Source organism: Pseudomonas sp. DWP3-1-2 (assembly GCF_049896285.1).
In the GTDB taxonomy this organism is placed as follows: domain Bacteria; phylum Pseudomonadota; class Gammaproteobacteria; order Pseudomonadales; family Pseudomonadaceae; genus Aquipseudomonas.
Window position 1 is genome coordinate 1 of the sequence record NZ_JAFCTZ010000019.1, and the last position, 20,918, is coordinate 20,918.

The 20,918-nt window shown below is 58.9% G+C and carries 20 protein-coding genes and 2 pseudogenes; 17 read left to right on the forward strand and 5 right to left on the reverse strand.

Annotated features, from left to right (window positions below; genetic code table 11):
• Together ACP7B0_RS23055 and epsC are read right to left on the reverse strand one after the other, a co-directional pair.
• Window positions 1-279 (reverse strand): annotated as a pseudogene (locus ACP7B0_RS23055) (type VI secretion system tip protein VgrG); the annotation flags it as partial.
• Window positions 280-411: 132 nt separating this feature from the next.
• Window positions 412-1,365, reverse strand: coding sequence for a serine O-acetyltransferase EpsC (gene epsC, locus ACP7B0_RS23060; protein ID WP_426144046.1), 954 nt, complete (start codon window positions 1,363-1,365; stop codon window positions 412-414).
• A gap of 193 nt (window positions 1,366-1,558) precedes the next feature.
• On the opposite strand from epsC, the gene ACP7B0_RS23065 reads away from it, so the two are divergent.
• From ACP7B0_RS23065 to ACP7B0_RS23125, 13 genes are all read left to right on the forward strand, one after another.
• Window positions 1,559-2,566 carry a D-cysteine desulfhydrase gene (locus ACP7B0_RS23065; RefSeq protein WP_426144047.1) on the forward strand — a complete coding sequence of 336 codons (1,008 nt, stop codon included), beginning with the start codon at window positions 1,559-1,561 and terminating at the stop codon, window positions 2,564-2,566.
• Window positions 2,567-2,768: 202 nt separating this feature from the next.
• The gene (gene tcyJ, locus ACP7B0_RS23070; protein ID WP_426144048.1) at window positions 2,769-3,566 is read left to right on the forward strand and encodes a cystine ABC transporter substrate-binding protein; all 798 of its coding nucleotides are present in this window, start codon (window positions 2,769-2,771) and stop codon (window positions 3,564-3,566) included.
• Window positions 3,563-4,231: a cystine ABC transporter permease gene (gene tcyL, locus ACP7B0_RS23075; protein WP_426144050.1), complete on the forward strand. Its 669-nt coding sequence runs from the start codon at window positions 3,563-3,565 to the stop codon at window positions 4,229-4,231. The genes tcyJ and tcyL overlap by 4 nt, the downstream gene beginning before the upstream one ends.
• A gap of 2 nt (window positions 4,232-4,233) precedes the next feature.
• Window positions 4,234-4,977 (forward strand): L-cystine ABC transporter ATP-binding protein TcyN, encoded by a 744-nt coding sequence (gene tcyN, locus ACP7B0_RS23080; RefSeq protein WP_426144051.1) that lies wholly within the window; start codon window positions 4,234-4,236, stop codon window positions 4,975-4,977.
• 581 nt (window positions 4,978-5,558) lie between these two features.
• Window positions 5,559-6,287: a hypothetical protein gene (locus ACP7B0_RS23085; RefSeq protein WP_426144052.1), complete on the forward strand. Its 729-nt coding sequence runs from the start codon at window positions 5,559-5,561 to the stop codon at window positions 6,285-6,287.
• Between the two features lie 518 nt (window positions 6,288-6,805).
• Window positions 6,806-8,062: an SfnB family sulfur acquisition oxidoreductase gene (locus ACP7B0_RS23090; RefSeq protein ID WP_426144053.1), complete on the forward strand. Its 1,257-nt coding sequence runs from the start codon at window positions 6,806-6,808 to the stop codon at window positions 8,060-8,062.
• A gap of 24 nt (window positions 8,063-8,086) precedes the next feature.
• The gene (locus ACP7B0_RS23095) at window positions 8,087-9,292 is read left to right on the forward strand and encodes an SfnB family sulfur acquisition oxidoreductase (protein WP_426144054.1); all 1,206 of its coding nucleotides are present in this window, start codon (window positions 8,087-8,089) and stop codon (window positions 9,290-9,292) included.
• Entirely contained in the window at window positions 9,292-10,647 is a 1,356-nt protein-coding gene (locus ACP7B0_RS23100; RefSeq protein WP_426144056.1) for an LLM class flavin-dependent oxidoreductase, read from the forward strand. Before ACP7B0_RS23095 ends, ACP7B0_RS23100 begins: the two co-directional genes overlap by 1 nt.
• A gap of 97 nt (window positions 10,648-10,744) precedes the next feature.
• Window positions 10,745-11,533: a MetQ/NlpA family ABC transporter substrate-binding protein gene (locus ACP7B0_RS23105; protein ID WP_426144058.1), complete on the forward strand. Its 789-nt coding sequence runs from the start codon at window positions 10,745-10,747 to the stop codon at window positions 11,531-11,533.
• Between the two features lies 1 nt (window position 11,534).
• The gene (locus tag ACP7B0_RS23110; RefSeq protein ID WP_426144059.1) at window positions 11,535-12,665 is read left to right on the forward strand and encodes a methionine ABC transporter ATP-binding protein; all 1,131 of its coding nucleotides are present in this window, start codon (window positions 11,535-11,537) and stop codon (window positions 12,663-12,665) included.
• Complete coding sequence (locus ACP7B0_RS23115) at window positions 12,655-13,299, forward strand: methionine ABC transporter permease (RefSeq protein WP_426144061.1); 645 nt, start codon at window positions 12,655-12,657, stop codon at window positions 13,297-13,299. The genes ACP7B0_RS23110 and ACP7B0_RS23115 overlap by 11 nt, the downstream gene beginning before the upstream one ends.
• Window positions 13,300-13,339: 40 nt before the next feature.
• Window positions 13,340-13,966, forward strand: coding sequence for a class I SAM-dependent methyltransferase (locus ACP7B0_RS23120; RefSeq protein WP_426144062.1), 627 nt, complete (start codon window positions 13,340-13,342; stop codon window positions 13,964-13,966).
• A 5-nt stretch (window positions 13,967-13,971) separates the two neighbouring features.
• Window positions 13,972-14,259: a helix-turn-helix domain-containing protein gene (locus tag ACP7B0_RS23125; RefSeq protein WP_426144063.1), complete on the forward strand. Its 288-nt coding sequence runs from the start codon at window positions 13,972-13,974 to the stop codon at window positions 14,257-14,259.
• 210 nt (window positions 14,260-14,469) lie between these two features.
• On the opposite strand, the gene ACP7B0_RS23130 is transcribed toward ACP7B0_RS23125, so the two are convergent.
• A complete protein-coding gene (locus ACP7B0_RS23130; RefSeq protein ID WP_426144065.1) occupies window positions 14,470-16,014 on the reverse strand; it encodes a phosphoenolpyruvate carboxykinase in 1,545 nt (514 codons plus the stop codon).
• Between the two features lie 179 nt (window positions 16,015-16,193).
• Entirely contained in the window at window positions 16,194-17,096 is a 903-nt protein-coding gene (hslO, locus tag ACP7B0_RS23135; RefSeq protein ID WP_426144066.1) for an Hsp33 family molecular chaperone HslO, read from the reverse strand.
• Between the two features lie 101 nt (window positions 17,097-17,197).
• On the opposite strand from hslO, the pseudogene ACP7B0_RS23140 reads away from it, so the two are divergent.
• Window positions 17,198-17,740: pseudogene (locus ACP7B0_RS23140) on the forward strand (hypothetical protein).
• A 97-nt stretch (window positions 17,741-17,837) separates the two neighbouring features.
• Here the strand turns inward: ACP7B0_RS23140 and ACP7B0_RS23145 are convergent.
• Window positions 17,838-18,245: an RNA-binding S4 domain-containing protein gene (locus ACP7B0_RS23145; protein WP_426144068.1), complete on the reverse strand. Its 408-nt coding sequence runs from the start codon at window positions 18,243-18,245 to the stop codon at window positions 17,838-17,840.
• Between the two features lie 122 nt (window positions 18,246-18,367).
• Between ACP7B0_RS23145 and ACP7B0_RS23150 the strand changes: the two genes are divergently transcribed.
• The 3 genes from ACP7B0_RS23150 to rimK are packed head-to-tail and all read left to right on the forward strand — an operon-like array spanning window position 18,368 to window position 20,552.
• Entirely contained in the window at window positions 18,368-19,150 is a 783-nt protein-coding gene (locus tag ACP7B0_RS23150) for an EAL domain-containing protein (RefSeq protein ID WP_426144069.1), read from the forward strand.
• A 50-nt stretch (window positions 19,151-19,200) separates the two neighbouring features.
• Window positions 19,201-19,650 carry an ATP-dependent zinc protease gene (locus ACP7B0_RS23155; RefSeq protein WP_426144071.1) on the forward strand — a complete coding sequence of 150 codons (450 nt, stop codon included), beginning with the start codon at window positions 19,201-19,203 and terminating at the stop codon, window positions 19,648-19,650.
• Window positions 19,647-20,552, forward strand: coding sequence for a 30S ribosomal protein S6--L-glutamate ligase (gene rimK, locus ACP7B0_RS23160; RefSeq protein ID WP_426144070.1), 906 nt, complete (start codon window positions 19,647-19,649; stop codon window positions 20,550-20,552). Before ACP7B0_RS23155 ends, rimK begins: the two co-directional genes overlap by 4 nt.
• Window positions 20,553-20,918: the final 366 nt, after the last annotated feature.

The window sequence follows — 20,918 nt, forward strand, 5'->3', positions numbered from 1 at the left end:
CAGCCGGATGAAGTAGTGGGTGAACCGCTTGCCCGAATCCCCCTGCGCCACCTCGCCGATCTGCCCGTGCATGCCGTTGCCCTGGGCATCAAACCCCAGAAACGCCTGACGATGCAGCAGATCTTCGAGCTTGACGTTGGCCCGCTCGCTGACCAGTTCGATACGCACACTGAACGGACGGCTGACGGCTTCCTTTGCGGTGAAACTCAGGACACGCAGCGAATGCTCGACCTGCTCGATCTCCAGCGTGAACGCGGCTTGGTTGGCGGGGTTGAGCATGGGCGAGTCCTTGGCCTGGGGGAAAGGCAGGACTTTGCACCAACTCGACATAACAAAAAGTCGGATGCTGCGCACAGCATCCGTAGGACTTCTCCCAAGAAGCCCTCTGACTAAAACTTCAGACGCTGACGGCTACTTCTGACACCCATCATCCTGCTGCAACAGGTTGGCCTGAGTCAGGTTGCAGCCCGCCGGCACGCTGCGGGTCAGCCAGACGTTGCCGCCAATCGTCGAGCCTTTGCCGATGGTGATACGACCGAGAATGGTCGCGCCCGCGTAAATCACGACATCGTCTTCAACGATAGGGTGGCGTGCATGGCCTTTTTGCAGTTGGCCGTCTTCGTCGGCCGGGAAGCGTTTCGCGCCCAGTGTCACCGCCTGGTAGATACGCACGCGCTCGCCAATGATCGCGGTTTCGCCAATGACCACGCCTGTTCCGTGGTCGATAAAGAAGCTGCGGCCGATCTGCGCGCCGGGGTGAATGTCGATGCCGGTTGCCGAATGGGCGATTTCAGAACTGATCCGCGCCAGCAGCGGCAGGCCCGCACGATAAAGATGGTGGGCAATGCGATGGTGAATGACCGCCAGAATGCCCGGATAGCACAGCAGCACTTCGTCCACGCTGCGAGCCGCCGGGTCGCCGTGATAGGCGGCCAGGACGTCGGTGTCGAGCATCGCGCGCATGGCGGGCAACGCGCTGGCGAAACCCTGAACCAACGCCACGGCGCGCTCGTTCAGCCCGACAATCTCTTCGCCCCGCTGATGCGCGACGTAACGCAGCTCCAGCCGTGTCTGGGCCATCAAGGCATTCAGGGCGACATCCAGCGTGTGACCGACATAGAAGTCTTCACTTTCCTCGCGCAGGTCCACCGGTCCCAGTCGCATGGGGAATAACGCGCCGCACAGAGCCTCAAGGATGTCGCGCATCGCCGCTCGCGAAGGCAGTTCGCGTCCGCCATGCTCGCCACTGACGCGACCGTTACGGCTACGCCAGTCATCACGGGCCTGACGCAACTGGCTGACAATCTGCTGCAACTGCCAATGGCTGGAACCGCCCTCGGCAGGTGCCTCTGGAATATCCCTCACGCTGACTTCTCCTGGTTCGGACGCGGCGTTCTTACGTTTGCCGCCGATGCGTTCACTCTACGGCAAAGATTTAACGCAAAAAAATAACTATTTTTGTAGGGCTTTTACCTGCGAGACATAAGACCTGATGAGTTGCCCTGCACGAAACGCCTGCCTATAGTCCCTCGAACCTCTAAACGGCTTGACTCTCATCATGATCAAACAACAGCTCGATCGCTTTAATCGCCTGAATCTGATCACCGCGCCCACTGCGCTGGAAAAACTGGAGCGTCTTTCGCTCTGGGCGGGCCGCGACATTTATATCAAACGAGATGACACCACGACCCTGGCGCTGGGCGGCAACAAGGTGCGCAAGCTGGAATACCTGGCCGCCGATGCGCTGGCGCAAGGGGCCGATACGCTGATTACCGCCGGCGCGATCCAGTCCAACCATGTGCGCCAGACCGCAGCACTGGCTGCGCGCCTGGGGCTGGGCTGCGTGGCCTTGCTGGAAAACCCTATTGCCACTCACGACGCCAACTACCTGCACAACGGCAATCGGCTGCTGCTGGACCTGTTTGACGCCAAGGTCGAGCTTGTGGAAAGTCTGGACAACGCCGATGAGCTGCTGCACGCCCTCGCCGCTCGTCTGGAGGCCTGTGGCAAAAAACCGTATCTCGTCCCCATCGGCGGTTCCAATGCGTTGGGCGCGCTGGGTTACGTGCATGCGGGCCTGGAACTGGCCGAACAGATCGAACACACATGCCTGGATTTCGCAGCGGTGGTACTCGCGTCCGGCAGCGCCGGCACTCACAGTGGTCTGGCGTTAGCACTGGCTGAAGTGCTGCCCGACCTGCCCGTCATTGGCGTGACCGTGTCGCGTACCGATGAAGCGCAGCGACCCAAAGTGCAAAGTCTGGCGCAACGCACCGCTGAACTCTTGGGCGCGCCACTGCCCGCCGCGTTCAACGTAGAGCTGTGGGACGAATACTACGCGCCACGCTATGGCGAACCGAACGCTGGAACGCTGTCTGCGATCAAACTAATGGCCAGTCATGAAGGCATTTTGCTTGACCCTGTGTATACCGGCAAAGCCATGGCGGGTTTGCTGGATGGCATTGGACGCCAGCGTTTTGAGGACGGCCCGCTGATCTTTCTGCACACCGGCGGCGCTCCGGCCTTGTTTGCGTATCCAGAAGTGTTCTCAGGCCAGGATGACTGAACCGCCCGCTTATTCCAAAAGCGAATAGATAGGTCTTATTTCGTTATTTTGATTCATACACCTGGGCTTTTATGATCGCCGGCCACCGAAACCGCCAACGCTTCAGGCGGCCATAAAGAAGCCGGAAGAACTTTCGGTGTAAAAGCCGCTTTCGCCGGGTCCGATTCTTGCTCGACATCAATAACAGTACAGGGAGCCAGTCATGAATATTTCTGCAATTCGTCGTGGTTTTTTGCTTTCCACCCTGAGCGTCGTGCTCGGTTACGGCCTGATGGGCTCAGCCGTGGCGGGTGATCAGCTCCAGAAAATCAAAGACAGCGGCACCCTCAGTGTGGGTCTGGAAGGGACGTATCCCCCGTTCAGCTTCCAGGACGAAAGCGGCAAGCTGGCCGGCTTCGAAGTGGAGTTTTCCGAGGCCTTGGCCAAGGAACTCGGCGTCAAGGCCAAACTGCGGTCGACGCCATGGGCCGGTATGCTCGCGTCGCTCGACTCCAAGCGTCTGGATGTGGTGATCAATCAGGTCACGATCTCCGAAGAGCGCAAAAAGAAATATGACTTCTCCGAGCCTTACACCATCTCCGGCATCCAGGCGTTGGTGCAGAAGAAAGACGCCGACCGATTCAAAACCGCAGCCGACCTGAGCGGAGCCAAGGTGGGCCTCGGCCTGGGCACCAACTACGAGCAGTGGCTCAAGGAGAATGTGCCGGGTGCAATCGTCAAGACCTATGACGATGATCCGACCAAGTATCAGGACCTGCGCATCGGGCGCATCGACGCCATTCTGGTTGACCGTCTCGCGGCATTGGAGCTGGTGAACAAAACCGAAGGCACCCTGGTCGTTTCCGGCAAGCCGTTCTCTCGTCAGGAATCCGGCGTTGCCGTGCGCAAGGGTGAGCCTGAGCTGGTGGACGCGATCAATAAGGCCATCGACAAACTCCGCGCTGACGGCACCCTGGCGAAGCTGTCACAGAAGTACTTCCAGGCTGATGTGACCCAATGATCGAAGAGAGCCTGAAGCTCGCGCTCGACTCCGCGCCCTTTTTGATAAAGGGTGCGTATTACACGGTATTCCTCAGCCTGGGCGGCATGTTCTTCGGCTTGCTGCTGGGCTTCGGCCTGGCCCTGATGCGCCTGTCACGGTTGATGTTGCTCAGGGGGATTGCGCGCGTCTACGTGTCGTTTTTCCGGGGCACGCCGTTGCTGGTGCAGCTGTTCATGATCTATTACGGCTTGCCGCAACTGGGCATTGAGCTGGACCCGTTGCCCGCCGCACTGATCGGCTTCTCACTGAACATGGGGGCCTATGCCTGCGAGATCCTGCGCGCCGCCATCGGCTCGGTGGATCGCGGCCAGTGGGAAGCTGCCGCCAGCATGGGGATGACACGCGCACAGGCAATGCGCCGGGCGATTCTGCCACAGGCCGCCCGTACGGCCTTGCCACCGCTGGGCAACAGCTTTATCTCTCTGGTCAAGGACACAGCGCTGGCCGCAACGATTCAGGTGCCGGAGCTGTTCCGCCAGGCGCAACTGATCACTGCCCGGACCCTGGAAATCTTCACCATGTACTTGGCCGCTGCCCTCATTTACTGGGTTCTTGCCACCCTGCTTTCGCATTTCCAGAATCGCCTCGAAGCGCGGGTGAACCGGCATGACCTGGAGTCTTGAACATGATTGTGGTTGAACAACTGACCAAGGAATTCAAAGGCCAGCCCGTGCTCAAGGGCATTGATTTGCGTGTGGAAGCCGGGGAAGTGGTGGCCATCATCGGGCCTAGCGGCTCGGGCAAGACCACCTTGTTGCGCTGCCTGAATTTTCTAGAAGAGCCCACCAGCGGCAAGATCATCGTGGGTGACATCGAGATTGATGGCAGTCGCCCGCTGAGCCAACAGCAAGGGCTCATTCGCCAACTGCGTCAGCATGTGGGCTTTGTCTTTCAGAACTTTAATCTGTTCCCCCACCGCACCGCCCTGGAGAACGTGATCGAAGGCCCGGTGGTGGTCAAGAAAATCCCGCGCGAGCGGGCCATGGAGCAAGGTCGAAAGCTGCTGGCCAAGGTTGGGCTTGCCGGTAAAGAGGACGCCTATCCCCGCCGGCTGTCAGGCGGGCAACAGCAGCGGGTGGCCATTGCTCGTGCGCTGGCGATGGAGCCTGAGGTGATTCTTTTCGATGAGCCCACTTCTGCGCTCGACCCGGAACTGGTGGGTGAAGTCCTCGCCACCATTCGCGACCTGGCCGAAGAAAAACGCACCATGGTGATCGTGACTCACGAGATGAGTTTTGCCCGGGACGTCGCCAATCGGGTGATCTTTATCGACAAGGGGGTCATCGTCGAGCAAGGAGAAGCAAAAGCGCTGTTTGCCAATCCTCGGGAAGAACGAACTCGGCAATTTCTGGAGCGTAGCCGCTCCTGATCCTACAGACCTTTGCGAAAAAACCAGCGCCATTCGGCGCTGTTTTTCTTTGTCTTACATTTGTACAACAAATGAACGATCTAAACCGCTGTTTGATTACCCCATAACTGGCGTGCAGAAACATCAATTTTTTCAAACACACCTCTCTCCGTTCATTACAGCCTGTAATAACGGGTAATCAGATACCCGCGTCATTGCAGCCGTAGGGGCCTGATTGCGCGTTGTTATAACCGTCATGCGTATAAAAGTTCACGTATCGCGGTAGGAAGAACCGGGCCAACTTCGCTAAAACCGGACATCAAACCTGTAGGAATTATCTAATTATTCTCCGCATCAGTCTTACAACGCAAACACATATTGACAGCAACGCTCAAACGCCATTAGCTCAAGCAAAACAACCCACTCAAACCCCTGACCTTATTGCAAGTTTGAATTACATACAGATTGTAATGTTTGCCATAGCTTGGAACTCTAAGGTACTTATCACCGCGCCGTTTTTTTCGGTTGTATGAGCGACACACACTTATCCCTGTCGCCAGCCGGCTAATTATTCAAACACCACTAACCAAGAGTATTCAGACATGCCCCAGATATCTCGCAACACCAGCGAATTCAAGCTGTTTGCACCCTACCTGCCCCAGGCTCATAACCATGGTATCGGCACTCGTGCGGCGGCCCACCTCCTCGTCAACATTGACCCTTACCCCGAGATGGATGAGGGGGATTTGATTGAATTGTTCTGGGACGGTTGTTACGTTGCGTCAAAACTTTTAAGTGAGTCTGACATCGGTTACACCATAGTCCTACGCGTACCTGAAAGTTTCCTACAGAGCGGAACTATTAAAACCCACTACCGAGTCATGAAAGTCGGCGGCACCCCCATTACATCGCCCAGTCGAAAACTCAGGGTAAAACTCGATGTACCCGGCGGACAGCTGCTGATTCCCAGCGATGAGGAAAATCAGGGTCTGGCACCTGTGTCTTTGCCAGAAGCGATAACCCGGCACGGACTGATTTCGCGGTATGTGAAAACGGGCGTTCCACTGGCCATCGAGCCCTATCTGAACATGGCGCCCAGCGACGAGATCACCCTGCGATGGGGCGATCTGCGCATGGATCTTGCTCCCCTGAAAGCAGAAGACGTCGGAAAGCCCGTCAACCTGATTGTGCCCGCAAAGCTGATTCAGGAAGCGGGCCACGAGCAACAACTGGAAGTGACCTACTGCATCATTGATCGAGTCGGCAATAATTCACGCTGGGCGCCGGTCCGCGCGATCAACTTCAGCGTACGCTGCGACAGTTGCCGGTGACTGGCGGTATGCCTCGGAGAAAAATCTCTCATGCGTGCGGGTTGTTTTAGCGGCGACCCGCCGTATCGGCTCCCCCTGATGAGTGCACAACCTGTGAGCCAGCGCACACTGAACCAGGCACCCAGAGGTTTCCTACAATGAGTTGCATATCGGCCTACAGGATTTCGCCAACGCCCTGAACACCCACTGCTAGCCTTCTGAAGTCATGTATGACTGCAGAGGTATAGCCAAGTGAAGCGCAATAAAACACTGAAACTATGCATTTTGTTAATGCTTGCCGGGTCGTGTTTGACCTACGCCCAACACGCCTGAGAGACGGCGAATTCGCCTTCTATGCTTATTCCAAAATACTCGTTTATTTAAATTTTATACGCCATTAGGGTATATACACCGGACCACCGGACATCGTGATTTTTCCTGCCGCATTCGCGGCATTTGACGCGAGGTTCCCATGGTCACTTCCCGCTCCTTTCTCCAGCAGCCCATCAACGCATCACGCCGCTCCCGAGGCCGCGCACATGTCTGATCTGGCTGCCCGCGCCTTGCGCACCGAAAATTCCGCACCTCAGCCGGACAGCGCACCGGCATTGTTGCCCGCCGTCATTCTGCAAAACGATGCCGACGCGATCGCTGCCGCTCACCGGTTGGCTGACCTTGCCCGCCTGAAGGCTGCCGAACGCGACGCCGAGCGACGCTTGCCTTGGCGGCTCATCGAACACTTCACGCAAAGTGGCCTGGGCAGTATTTCCATCCCTGGCGCTTACGGCGGACCTCAGGTTTCATTCGTCACGGTTGCCGAAGTCTTCCGCATCATTTCTGCCGCCGATCCGGCACTGGGGCAGGTCCCGCAAAATCAGTTCGGGATCATTCATCTGATCCAGAACAGTGCCACCGAACAGCAGAAAAAGGCCCTGTTCAAAGGTGTGCTGGACGGTCGGCGCATTGGCAATGCCGGACCTGAACGGGGGACGAAAAACACCCTTGAGCTCAAGGCGCGCCTCACCGCTCGGGGCGGAAAGTTCGTCATCAATGGTCAGAAGTTTTACTCGACCGGCGCGCTGTTCGCCCACTGGGTGGCAGTCAAGGCACTGAACGAGCACGGCCAGCAGATCATGGCGTTCATTGCACGGGGCACATCGGGGCTGCAGATCGTCGATGACTGGTCGGGATTCGGCCAACGCACGACTGCAAGCGGGACGGTGCTGCTTGATGACGTGGAGGTGGATGCCGCGTTGATCGTCGAAAACTGGCGCCTGTCACTGACGCCGAATATTCAGGGCGCCGTCTCGCAGCTGATCCAGGCCGCTATTGACGCAGGCATCGCTCGAGCCGCCATTGACGACACCATTGAGTTTGTCAGGACACGCTCACGCCCCTGGATTGATGCCCATGTCGACCGGGCCAGCGACGACCCCTACGTCATCGCCGATATCGGCAAGCTCAAGCTTGAACTGCACGCTGCCGAAGCCTTGTTGCGCGAGGCTGGCAAGGTACTCGACGAGGTCAATGCCAAGCCCATAGATGAATATTCAGCAGCACGCGCCTCAATCGCCGTTGCCCGCGCCAAGGTGTTGACCACCGAGATCTCGTTGCTGGCCAGCGAAAAACTGTTCGAACTGGCCGGCAGCCGCGCAACCCTTGCCGAATTCAATCTCGACCGTCATTGGCGTAATGCCCGCGTCCACACCCTCCACGATCCGGTGCGGTGGAAATACCACGCCGTGGGTGCGTGGCACCTGAACGGGACCCTCCCCGCGCGCCACTCGTGGATTTGAACCCGGTCACTGGAGAACACCGTCATGACGTCTAACCTTGCGCCGCGCGACAGCGCCGCCATTATCGACAGCGACCACGAGGCACTGCGGGTCGCCCATGAGCTGGCCGCACACTTCAAGCGCGACAGCGCCGTGCGTGATCGCGAACGCCGCCTGCCGCACGCCGAACTGTTGCTGTTCAGCCGCTCCGGGCTTGGCGGGATCAGTGTGCCCAAGTCATTCGGCGGTGCCGGCGTGTCCAATGTCACGCTGGCGAACGTCATTCGCCTGATCAGCGAAGCCGATGGGTCTTTGGGGCAGATCCCGCAGAACCACTTCTACGCACTGGAGGTGCTGCGGGTAAACGGCGATCCCGAACAGCAGACGCGTCTGTATGCCGAGGCCCTGGCCGGCTATCGATTCGGCAACGCATTGGCCGAGCTGGGCACTAAAACAGCCCATGACCGCACCACCCGCCTGACGCGCGATGGCGACGGCTTTCGCATCAACGGGCGTAAGTTCTATTCCACCGGCGCGCTGTACGCTCAGCGGATTCCGACATCGGTTGTCGATGAAAACGGCATTCAACACCTGGCGTTTGTACCTGCTGAAAGCCAGGGTCTGACAGTGATCGACGACTGGAGCGGCTTTGGCCAGCGCACCACCGGCAGCGGGTCGGTGGTGTTCGAAGACGTGTTCGTCAGCGCCCGCGACGTGATCCCGTTTCAAAGCGCGTTCGAACGGCCCACCCCGGTCGGCCCGCTGGCGCAGATTCTCCATGCCGCCATCGACACCGGCATCGCCCGCGCGGCCTTTGAGGACGCGCTGCACTTCGTGCGCACTCGCACCCGTCCATGGATCGACTCAGGGATCGAAAAAGCCGTGGACGACCCGCTCACGCTGCACAGCTTCGGCAAGCTGGGCATTCGTCTCTATGCCGCCGAAGCATTGCTGGAGCGTGCCGGTGAACTGCTGGACCTCGCCCAGGCTGACAGCACCGCAGACACCGTGGCCGCCGCGTCCATCGCCGTCGCAGAAGCCCGCGCCATCAGCACGGAAATATCCCTCGCGGCAGGCAGCACCTTGTTTGAACTGGCAGGAAGCCAGGCGACGCTTGCCGAACACGGTCTCGATCGCCACTGGCGCAACGCTCGGGTGCACACCTTGCACGACCCGGTGCGCTGGAAGTACCACGCTATTGGCAATTACTACCTAAATGATGAGAGCCCACCGTTGCGGGGGACCCTCTGATGGCGAAGAAGAAGATCCTGCTCAACGCGTTCAACATGAATTGCATTGGCCACATCAACCACGGCTTGTGGACCCATCCCCGGGATAATTCCACTCAATACAAGACGCTCGAATACTGGACCGAGCTGGCGCAGTTGCTGGAGCGCGGCCTGTTCGATGGCTTGTTCATGGCGGACATCGTGGGCGTGTACGACGTTTACCAACACTCAGTGGACGTCCCGCTCAAGGAGTCAATCCAACTGCCGGTCAACGATCCGCTGCTGTTGGTTTCCGCCATGGCGGCTGTCACGAAAAACCTCGGCTTTGGTGTGACCGCTAACCTGACGTATGAAGCGCCGTATCTGTTCGCGCGCCGCATGTCGACACTGGACCATTTGAGTCGCGGTCGAGTGGGCTGGAACATCGTCACCGGTTATCTGGACAGCGCTGCCCGCGCCATGGGGCTCAGCGAGCAAATCGAGCATGACCGCCGCTACGACCAGGCCGATGAATACCTGCAGGTTTTATACAAGCTTTGGGAAGGCAGCTGGGAAGACGACGCCGTGCTCAACGACCCGCGACAGCGGATCTACGCGCAGCCGGACAAAGTCCACAAAGTGCGGCACACCGGGGAGTTCTATCAGGTCGAGGGCTATCACCTGTGTGAACCGTCGCCGCAGCGCACCCCCGTCCTGTTTCAGGCCGGTAGTTCCGAGCGTGGCTTGCAGTTCGCCGGCGATCACGCCGAATGCGTATTCATCAGCGGTCAGAGCAAACCCTCGACCCGTGACCAGGTAGATAAAGTCAGGGCCAGTGCCGTAGCCGCCGGGCGCAATCCCGACGACATCAAAGTGTTCATGGGCCTCAACGTGATTGTCGGCGCGACCGAGGCTGAAGCCCGGGCCAAACAGGCCGAATACCGGGAGTTCGCCAGCGCCGAGGCCGGCGTCGCCCATTTCGCGGCCTCCACAGGCATCGATTTCGCCGGGTACGAGCTCGACGAACCGATTCAGTACGTAAAAAGCAACGCCATTCAGTCGGCCACCCAAAACCTGCAAAACAACGATTGGACCCGCCAAAAGCTGCTTGACCAGCACGCGTTGGGCGGACGCTACATCACGGTGGTCGGCTCGCCTGAGCAAGTGGCCGACGAGTTGGAGTCCTGGATTGCCGAAACCGGCCTCGACGGCTTCAACCTGACCCGCATTGTCACCCCGGAAAGCTACGTGGACTTCATCGACCTGGTGGTCCCGGAGCTGCAACGCCGCGGCGCCTACAAGACCGCTTACGACAACGGCAGCCTGCGGGAGAAATTGTTCCCCGAAGGCGGAGCGCGGTTGCCGGATCGACATGCGGGGGCGAGTTATCGGCATTAAAAGCTTGGCAACCCGTTGGAGCGAGGCTTGCCCGCGAAAGCATCAGACCAGACAACACAACACAACACCTAACCTTGCAGCGCACCGGAAGCTCGCCATGAAAACACTGATCGCAACCCTGGCCTTGAGCCTGTTAACCCTCACCGCCCACGCCACCGACCAGCCCTTTAAAGTCGGCACCACGGCAGCCTTCGCCATCCCGCTGGAAGCGGCGGTCGAGGAAGCTGGCAAGCAAGGGCTTAAGGTCGAGCTGGTGGAGTTCACCGACTGGATCGCGCCCAATGTCAGCCTCGCAGCGGGAGACATCGACGTGAACTACTTCCAGCATGTTCCGTTTCTGACCAACGCCAATGAGGCGTCCGGTTTCAATCTGGTGCCTTACGCGCCGGGGATCATCAACAACGTCGGGCTTTACTCGAAGCAGTACAAAAGCTTCGATGAATTGCCGACCGGTGCCACCGTGGCCATTGCCAACGACCCGATCAACAGCGGGCGCGGCCTGCAATTACTGGCCAAGGCAGGCTTGATCACCCTCAAGCCGGGCGTGGGTTTCAAGGCGACAGAAGACGACATCACCGCCAACCCGAAAAAACTCAAGCTGATTCAGGTCGAAGCGGTGCAACTGGTGCGGGCGTATGAAGACGCCGATCTGGTCCAGGGTTATCCGGCCTACATTCGCCTTGCAAAAACCTTCGATGCGGCTTCGGCGATCCTGTTCGATGGGCTGGACCACCCGGAATACGTCATCCAGTTCGTGATCAAGCCCGACCACAAAAACGACCCGCGACTGGCGAAGTTCGTCGACATCTACCAGCACTCGCCAGTGGTGCGCGCTGCACTGGATAAAGTGAACGGCAAGCTCTACCAAGCGGGATGGGAAGGTTGATATGAATGCCACGGTCCAACGTCAACTGCCCCTCGACACGCCGGGCGCGGCACATTCGGCCCAACGCGCCGAGCTTCACCCCGACCTGAATCACGCCCACGTGCGCTTCATCAATCTGGGCAAAACGTATCAGGGCAAGCAAGGCCCGGTAGACGCCTTGCAGAACATCGACCTGGCCATTCAGCGCGGTGAAATCTTCGGCATCATCGGCCGCAGTGGCGCGGGCAAATCATCGTTGATCCGCACCATCAATCGTCTGGAACAGCCCAGCAGCGGTCGGGTATTGATCGATCAGACGGACATCGGTGGTTTCAACGCAGACAGACTGGTCGAACTGCGGCGGCGGATCGGCATGATCTTCCAGCACTTCAACCTGATGTCGGCCAAGACCGTTTGGCAGAACGTCGAGCTGCCTTTAAAAGTAGCAGGCGTGCCCAAGGGCCAGCGTCAGCGCAAGGTCACGCAATTGCTGGAGCTGGTGGGCCTGCAGGACAAGCACAACGCCTATCCGGCGCAATTGTCCGGCGGGCAGAAGCAGCGGGTCGGCATCGCGCGGTCGCTGGTCCATGACCCGGCCATTCTGCTGTGCGATGAAGCCACCTCGGCCCTGGACCCGGAGACGACCCAGTCAATCCTTGGGCTGCTGCGCGAGATCAATCAACGGCTTGGGCTGACGATCATTCTGATCACTCATGAAATGGCGGTGATTCGCGATATTTGCCACAGGGTCGTGGTGCTCGAACAGGGCCGGGTGGTGGAGCAAGGTCCGGTGTGGCAGGTGTTTGGCGATCCGCGTCACGAGGTCAGCAAAACACTGCTCGCCCCGCTGCAACACGGCGTGCCGCAAGACCTCCAGACACGCATCACCCCGCAACCGCAGCAACCCGGCGCACCGCTGGTGCTGGATCTGCAGTTCACCGGCGAGACAGGCGAAGGGCTTGATCTGGCTGCGCTGTTCAGCGCCTTGGGCGGGCGGGTCAGTCTGCTGCAAGGCGGGGTCGAACGAATCCAGGGTCGGCCGCTTGGGCATCTGCTGCTGTCGATTGCTGATTCGCCACACTCATGTGAAGAACTGTTGATCCGGGCGCGCAAACAGGCGCAACACGCGGAGGTCATCGGCTATGTGGTTTGATCGTTTGTTACAAGGCGTCATCGACACGTTCCTCATGGTGGGCGTGTCGTCGTTCATCGCACTGTTGCTGGGCATCCCCCTGGCGGTGATCCTGGTCACCAGTTCCAAAGACGGCATCTATGAGGCACCGGTGCTGAATCGAGTGCTGGGCGGCTTCGTGAATCTGTTCCGCTCGATCCCGTTCCTGATTCTCATGGTGGCGCTGATCCCTTTCACCCGGCTGATCGTCGGCACCACGTACGGCGTGTGGGCCGCGGTGGTGCCGCTGACCATTGCCGCGACGCCGTTCTTCGCACGAATCGCTGAAGTCAGCCTGCGGGAGGTCGATCACGGCCTGATCGAAGCCGCTCAGGCGATGGGTTGCCGACGCTGGCACATTGTGTGGCACGTCCTGCTACCGGAGTCGCTGCCCGGCATCGTTGGCGGCTTCACCATCACCCTGGTGACGATGATCAATTCCTCGGCAATGGCCGGCGCGATCGGTGCGGGAGGCTTGGGCGACATTGCTTACCGCTACGGCTACCAACGCTTCGACAGCCAGGTGATGCTGACCGTGATCGTCCTGCTGGTGGTACTGGTGGCGGTTATCCAGTTAGGCGGCGACAGGTTGGCGCGGGGGCTGAACAAACGCTGAGTGGGTTATATTCACGGCATCAAACGCTTGGAATACCCCCATGAAACTCGAACCGCAGGATCTCGCGCAGATCACCCAGACAACCCTCGGCCATTACAATCAGGTGGCTGATGCGTTCCGCGAAGGTACCCGAGATCATGACGTCAGCCAGAACATCGCCGCGCTGTTGCGACAGATAGAAGGCCCGACGCCGTGGCAGATTCTGGATTTCGGCTGCGGGCCGGGGCGCGACCTGAAAACATTTACCGCCATGGGACACATCGCGGTCGGCCTCGATGGTTCTGAGCGCTTCGCCGAAATGGCACGTACCGAGACCGGCTGCGAAGTCTGGCAACAGAGTTTTCTTGAACTGGAACTTCCCGCAGAACGCTTCGACGGCATCTTCGCCAACGCAGCGTTGTTCCATGTCCCCAAACAGGAATTGCCACGAGTCCTGCGCCAGCTGCACGCCGCCCTGAAACCCGGCGGTGTGCTGTTCAGCTCTAACCCCCGGGGTGAAAACCGCGAGGGCTGGAACGGCCCGCGCTACGGCTCATACCATGATCTGGACGCCTGGCGCATGCTGCTGACTGAAGCGGGATTCATTGAGTTGGATTATTACTACAGACCTGAAGGCTTGCCTCTGGAGCAGCAGCCCTGGCTGGCGAGCGTGTGGCGGCGGGGGTGATGACGATGAGCAAACTCTTCAAAGAACTGATGGAAAGCGTCCACCAGATGGACGAGATTGTTCGCGGCGAACGCCAGCCTTCACGCGAGTTCACAGTCGACGCCATGCAGATCAAGGCGATACGTAAAGCCACAGGGCTTTCGCAGGCTAAATTCGCCGCAATCATTGACGTGCAATTGGGCACACTCCGCAATTGGGAACAAGGTCGTCGCGAACCTACCGGTCCCGCCAAAGCCCTGCTCAAAGCCATACATAACGACCCGGTTCATGTCCTGAACGCATTGGCAGGTTAAAGCTGCCTGCCTGGCAAATACCGGCCCCCGTTGGAGCGAGGTTTGCCCGCGAACAACGATAACGCGGTGTATCCGGCTTTCCGAGGCGATTGATTCGCATACAAGCTGGAACGCCGCCTGCTCGCTCTAACGGCTCCATTTCAGGCCTGCATTCCCGGAATCACAAAAAACCGCCCCGAGGGGCGGTTTTTTATTCAGCCAATCCGACTATTACAGCTTCGGACCCGCTGCCTTGATGGCGTCGCTCACGTCGAACTTCTTGAAGTTCTCAACGAACAGACTGGCCAATGCTTTGGCCGCCTCGTCGTAGGCAGCCTTGTCCGCCCAAGTGTTGCGCGGGTTAAGCAGGTTGGTGTCAACGCCCGGTACGGCCAGTGGCACGTCGAGGTTGATGGTGTCCAGGTGTTCGGTATCTGCACCAATCAACGCGCCGCTCTGGATGGCCGCGATCACGCCACGAGTGGTCGGGATGTTGAAGCGCTTGCCGACGCCATAGCCACCGCCGGTCCAGCCGGTATTGACCAGGTACACCTTGGAGCCGAAACCGCGGATGCGCTTGATCAGCAGCTCTGCGTATTCGCCGGCCGGACGCGGGAAGAACGGTGCGCCAAAGCAAGTGGAGAAGGTCGACTTGATGCCGCTGCCCGAACCCATTTCAGTAGAGCCCACCAACGCGGTGTAGCCCGACAGGAAGTGGTAAGCCGCTTGCTCTTCGCTGAGGATCGACACCGGTGGCAGAACGCCGGTCAGGTCGCAGGTCAGGAAGATCACCGCGTTAGGCTCGCCGCCCAGGTTCAGAGGCGCGCGTTTTTCGATCAGTTCACGCGGGTAAGCAGCGCGGCTGTTCTGGGTCAGGCTGTCATCGGCGTAATCGGCTTTCTTGGTAACCGGGTCCAGAACGACGTTTTCCAGAACGGCGCCGTGCTGGATGGCTTTCCAGATAACAGGCTCGTTCTTCTCGGACAGGTCGATGCACTTGGCATAGCAACCGCCTTCGATGTTGAACACAACACCAACGCCCCAGCCATGTTCGTCGTCGCCGATCAGGTAACGGCTTTCATCGGCGGACAGGGTGGTCTTACCGGTGCCGGACAGGCCGAAGAACAACGTAACGTCGCCCTCTTCACCCATGTTGGCCGCGCAATGCATAGGCAGTACATCAACCGCTGGCAGCAGGAAGTTCTGTACCGAGAACAGGGCTTTCTTCATCTCGCCGGCGTAACGCATACCCGCGATCAACACCTTGCGGGCAGCAAAGTTGATGATCACGGTGCCATCGGAATTGGTGCCATCACGCTCGGGCTCGCAGACGAACCACGGGGCGTTGATGATCTGCCACTCGTCCTTGCCGCCAGCGTTGTACTGTTCCGGATTGATGAACAGGCAACGGCCGAACAGGTTGTGCCACGCGGTTTCGGTGGTCATCTTGACGGGCAGGTAGTGCGCCGGGTCAGAGCCTACATGAACGTGGGAAACGAAGCGTTCGCGCTCTGCCAGGTAGGCCGTTACGCGGTCCCACAAGGCATTGAACTTGTCCGCCGGGAACTTGCGGTTGATAGGGCCCCAGGCGATAGCGTCCTGAGTGGTCGGCTCTTCAACAATGAACCGGTCAACCGGCGAACGGCCAGTACGATGGCCTGTTTTCACAACCAGAGCGCCAGTATCGGAAAGTTCGCCTTCGCCGCGGGCAAGGGCTTCCTTGACCAATTCGTCGATGCTCAAGTCGGTGTACACAGCGTTGTTGGTTTGCGTCATGAGGGTCCCCGTCGGCCAGTGGCCGAGTGCTCCAAACGGTTTTGTAGTAAAAAAACAACCACTACTACAGCGGAAAAGTGGGCCGGATTATGCCAGAAATGCCTGAAAAGGGTAGGACCCTCCTGTCAGAAGAACGACACAACGCCTCCGAACCTGTCACAACGTCGTTACGTGCCTGTTTAATGGCGCGTATCCGAGGGTGAATCGACACCGCCGCCTGCAAACAACTGAGTGATGTCAGTGGCATCGAACAGATAACGCTCATTGCAGAACTGACAGTCGATCTCAACCGCACCGTTGTGTTCGATAACCAATTGCTGCGCGTCTTCCAGACCGAGGCTGACCAGCGCGTTGGCTGAGCGCTCTCGCGAACAGCTGCAACGAAAGCACATGGGTTGAATGTCGAACATCCGGACCGGGTCCTGGTGGAACAGACGGTGCAGCACGGTTTCGTTGTCCAGGCTCAACAGCTCTTCAGCCGTCAGCGTGTTGGCCAGCGTCGTGACGTGCTCCCAGCTGGCATCGCGCTCTTCAGGGTCGGTCAGGCGTGCGGCGGGCAACTGTTGCAGCAGCAGACCGCGGGCACGGTGGCCGTCGGCACGCAGCCAGAAACGGGTGCCCAGTTGTTCGGACATGACAAAGTAGCTGGACAGGCTCTCGGAAAGATCGACGCCATCCAGGGCAACAATGCCTTGATAGCGCTTGCCCTGTCGTGGATCGACCGTCAGGGCCAGCGAACCCTCGGGCATCAGGTCCTGCAGGCCAGCGCCCGGAACGATCAGGGATTCGTCATAGCGGGCAATGCCGCGCAACTCGCGCTCACTGGAGCACTCGACCATCAACAGCGGCACAGCTCCGCTGGAGCGCGCCTGAAGGATCAGCAACCCGTCAAATTTCAAGGTGCCTACCAGCAAGGCGGCGGCAGCCATCAGCTCACCGAGCAACAGTGCAACGGGTTCCGGGTACGGGTGCTTGGCCAGCACTTCGGCATAGCTGCGCTCCAGCGCAACCAGCTCACCGCGCACGTCGGTCTCGTCGAAAATGAAGCGCTGGGTGTAATCGGTATCCGGGATATCAGTCATAGGGAGAGGTATCTGAAGTAATGACAAAATGATGACAGGCGTCTATAAGACGCCGTTGGCACCTTAATGGTGCGACATGCCATGTCGATAAGGGGCATTTTATGGAACATCCGGCACTCTTCCAAGCAAAGTGGAACCTGGGCCGTCTCGCGCTCTGCAATATCGTCGCGTTTACGCTATTGGGCCTCTGGATGTGGCCAACGGGTCTTGCATGCTTTACCCGGTTTGATGACGGGCTGTTTCATCTGCTCAATCAACCCTTGGCACACAGTACGGCCTGGCTGAGCATCTGGACGGTTGCCAGCATGCGCCCTTTCGATATCGTAGTCGGTTTGATCCTGCTGGCATTGCTGATCCAAGGCGACTGGGTATTCAAGGCTGTTCAGGCGCGGGCAGCGCTGTTCGGGTGATCCGGGGCCTGGGCGCCGGTGTTCATGTTGCCGCGTCTGGCCGCTGGCGCTCACTGGGGACAGGACGATGACATCGGCGGTTTGATGATTGCCCTGCTGGCACTTGACTGGTGGTATTACACGCCCTTCGCCGCCGTCGCTACGAATCTATGGCTGAACGTGACTGCGCCCGTTTTCAGGTTGGGCCAAAAGCTGCCGATGGTTCAGCGCTTGAGTGTTGTGCGCGGCAGCTAGACCGATGACCTGTTGGAGCGAGCGGGGGGCCTGGTCCACCGAGGTGCCTGATTCGCGGGCAAGCCTCGCTCCAACGGTTTCGAGGGTATTTAAACCTTCAATCATCGTTACTGGAGCCGCGAAACTGAAACAACTGCCGACGTTGCTTCTTGTTCGGCTTGCCATCACTGGTCATGCCCAAATTACCGGCCTTGCGTTGCGCAGCGGCGTTTTCCCGTTTGGCGATGCTGTCCGGGGTTTCGTTGTACAGGGCCTGCGCTTCCGGCGCGCCGCGCCTCACCACGGATAACGCCTGCACGACAACCGTGCGATCCTCAAAACCGGTACGAATCAGAATCTCATCGCCAACGCGCGGTTCCTTGCCAGGCTTGCACCGCTCGCCCCTACAATGGACCTTGCCACTTTCTATCGCCGCTTTGGCCAAGGCACGGGTTTTGAAAAAACGCGCAGCCCATAACCATTTATCCAGACGAACCTTGTCGTCTTCTTCTGACTTTTGTGCCATATGAATTCCTTAACTGAGCCGTAGTCAGAACTTTACTACGTCAGGCACCTACGCCAGTAATACGATTACTGGTCTCGGCACCCTTGGCTCTCCACTGGTCTCTTCCTTACATGGAGTGTGATATGACTGAATTCCCTTCGTCATTGACCTCACCTAACGTCGGCTGCGAAGGCTGCAAGAACAGCCCCGAACTCGACTTTTCGTTTGCGTTCGCCTATCAGCCCATCGTGGACCTGCGGGACCACTCGGTATTTGCCCACGAGGCATTGATCAGGGGCATCAATGGGGAAGGCGCGATGTCCGTGCTGAGTCAGGTCACGGATCGCAACCGCTACCGGTTTGACCAGTTGTGTCGCACTCACGCCATTGCTGGCGCCTCGGCCCTGGGCATGAACGAGCGGCTGTCGATCAATTTTCTGCCCAACGCCGTCTATCGTCCGGAGCTGTGCATTCGCACGACGCTGGAAGCGGCGCGCACCCATAACTTCCCGCTGGACCGGCTGATTTTCGAGACTATCGAAACCGAGCACGTCGATAACAATCGCCATTTGACCAATATTCTGCGTGAATACCGCGAATTCGGTTTCATGACGGCGATTGACGATTTCGGGGCGGGCTATTCAGGCCTGACACTTCTGGCTGATTTCCAGCCCGACCTGATAAAACTCGACATGCATTTGATTCGAGATATTCACCGCGACCGCGTCCGTCAGGCTATCGTTCGTGGGGTTGTCACAATGTGTACCGAGTTGGGCGTTAAAGTCATCGCCGAAGGCATCGAGTGTGCCGAAGAGCGAGACTTCCTCGCCGATTGTGGGATTTATCTGATGCAAGGCTATTGGTTCGCCAAACCTGCATTCAAAGCATTGGCCCGGATTGAACCCGGGGTCTGGCAGGCAGCATAAGAAGTGCGGAATCCCTTTTGAAAACATTTGATCATCTGACAGTCATCGGTCTGCGCGAGTGGGTGGCGCTGCCCGACTTGGGAGTAGCGGGCCTGCGTGCGAAAATCGACACCGGCGCGAGCACCTCAAGCCTGCACGCGACGGAAATCGAGCCTTTTGAACGCGATGGCCAGAAATGGGTTCGTTTCAATGCTCACCTGGGGACCGTCGTACAGCTGCGCCATCGCCGTTGCGAAGCGCTGCTGGTTGCGATGAAAACCATAAAAAGCTCCAACGGCCATGCACAGGTCCGCTACGTCATTCGCACTCCCCTGGCTCTGGGTGATCGCGTCTGGCCGGTGGAATTCACGCTGGCTTGCCGCAAAGCAATGCGCTACCGCCTGTTGCTCGGCTCCAACGCTTTGATCGATGGCCAGCTGGTCGTCAATCCCGGCATTACTTATGTTCAGGACAAGCCGGTCTTTCCGGCCTCGACTACCTCTGCCACAGGTGCTGCATGAAGATCGCTGTGCTGTCGCGTAACCCGCGTCTGTATTCAACCCGTCGTCTGGTCGAAGCTGGTATTGAACGCGGCCATGAGATGGTGGTGATCGACACCCTGCGCGCCTATATGAACATCGCCAGCCACAAACCGCAGATCCACTATCGCGGCAAACCGCTGGAAGATTTTGATGCCGTGATCCCGCGCATCGGGGCTTCGGTGACGTTTTATGGCTGCGCGGTGTTGCGCCAGTTTGAAATGATGGGGGTGTTCCCGCTCAACGAATCGGTGGCCATCGCCCGTTCCCGGGACAAGCTACGCTCCCTGCAATTGTTGTCGCGTCGCGGTATCGGTTTGCCGGTCACCGGCTTTGCTCACTCGCCGGATGACATTCCCGACCTGATCCAGATGGTCAATGGCGCGCCGTTGGTAATCAAGGTGCTCGAAGGCACCCAGGGTATCGGCGTGGTGCTGTGCGAAACGGCGACCGCCGCTGAATCAGTGATCGAGGCATTCATGGGCCTCAAGCAGGACATCATGGTTCAGGAGTACATCAAGGAAGCGGGCGGCGCGGATATCCGCTGCTTCGTGGTCGGCGACAAAGTCATCGCCTCGATGAAACGACAGGCCAAGCCGGGTGAGTTCCGTTCCAACCTGCACCGCGGAGGCAGCGCCAGCCTGATCAAAATCACCCCGGAAGAACGAATGACCGCCATTCGTGCGGCCAAGGTCATGGGGTTGAGCGTCGCGGGGGTCGACATCCTGCGTTCCAATCACGGCCCGCTGGTGATGGAAGTGAACTCTTCACCGGGCCTGGAAGGCATTGAGGTCACCACCAGCAAGGACGTTGCCGGAATGATCATCGAATACCTGGAAAAGAACAGCAGCCCGCATATGACGCGGACCAAAGGGAAGGGCTGACGGTGTCGTGATGTAAAGGCGAAGTCGTTGGCGAGGCGGTGTGTGAGGCACAACGGCTCGCCAACAGGTTCGCCACGGAACATGCGATAGGTCAGTCGATACGTTTACGGCTGGAATGCCGTCATCGCTGCCTCGCGTGGCTCGGGAGCTCCTTGTATGTCGCCAGCGCGTATTGGCGAGGTGACGATCCATGTGGGTGGCGCCTGTTGAATCGGGTAGCACTCACAACACTTTCAGCGTTGCGCACTGAGGTTCCGTCCTGACGGCCGGGTCCATTTTGTCGTGGCAAAATAGACGAAAACCGTTTGCGCTGACGTCCGGCCCCTGCTGCGCAGGGGTTCCTTCGCTCCGGTGCCGTGGTGTGGG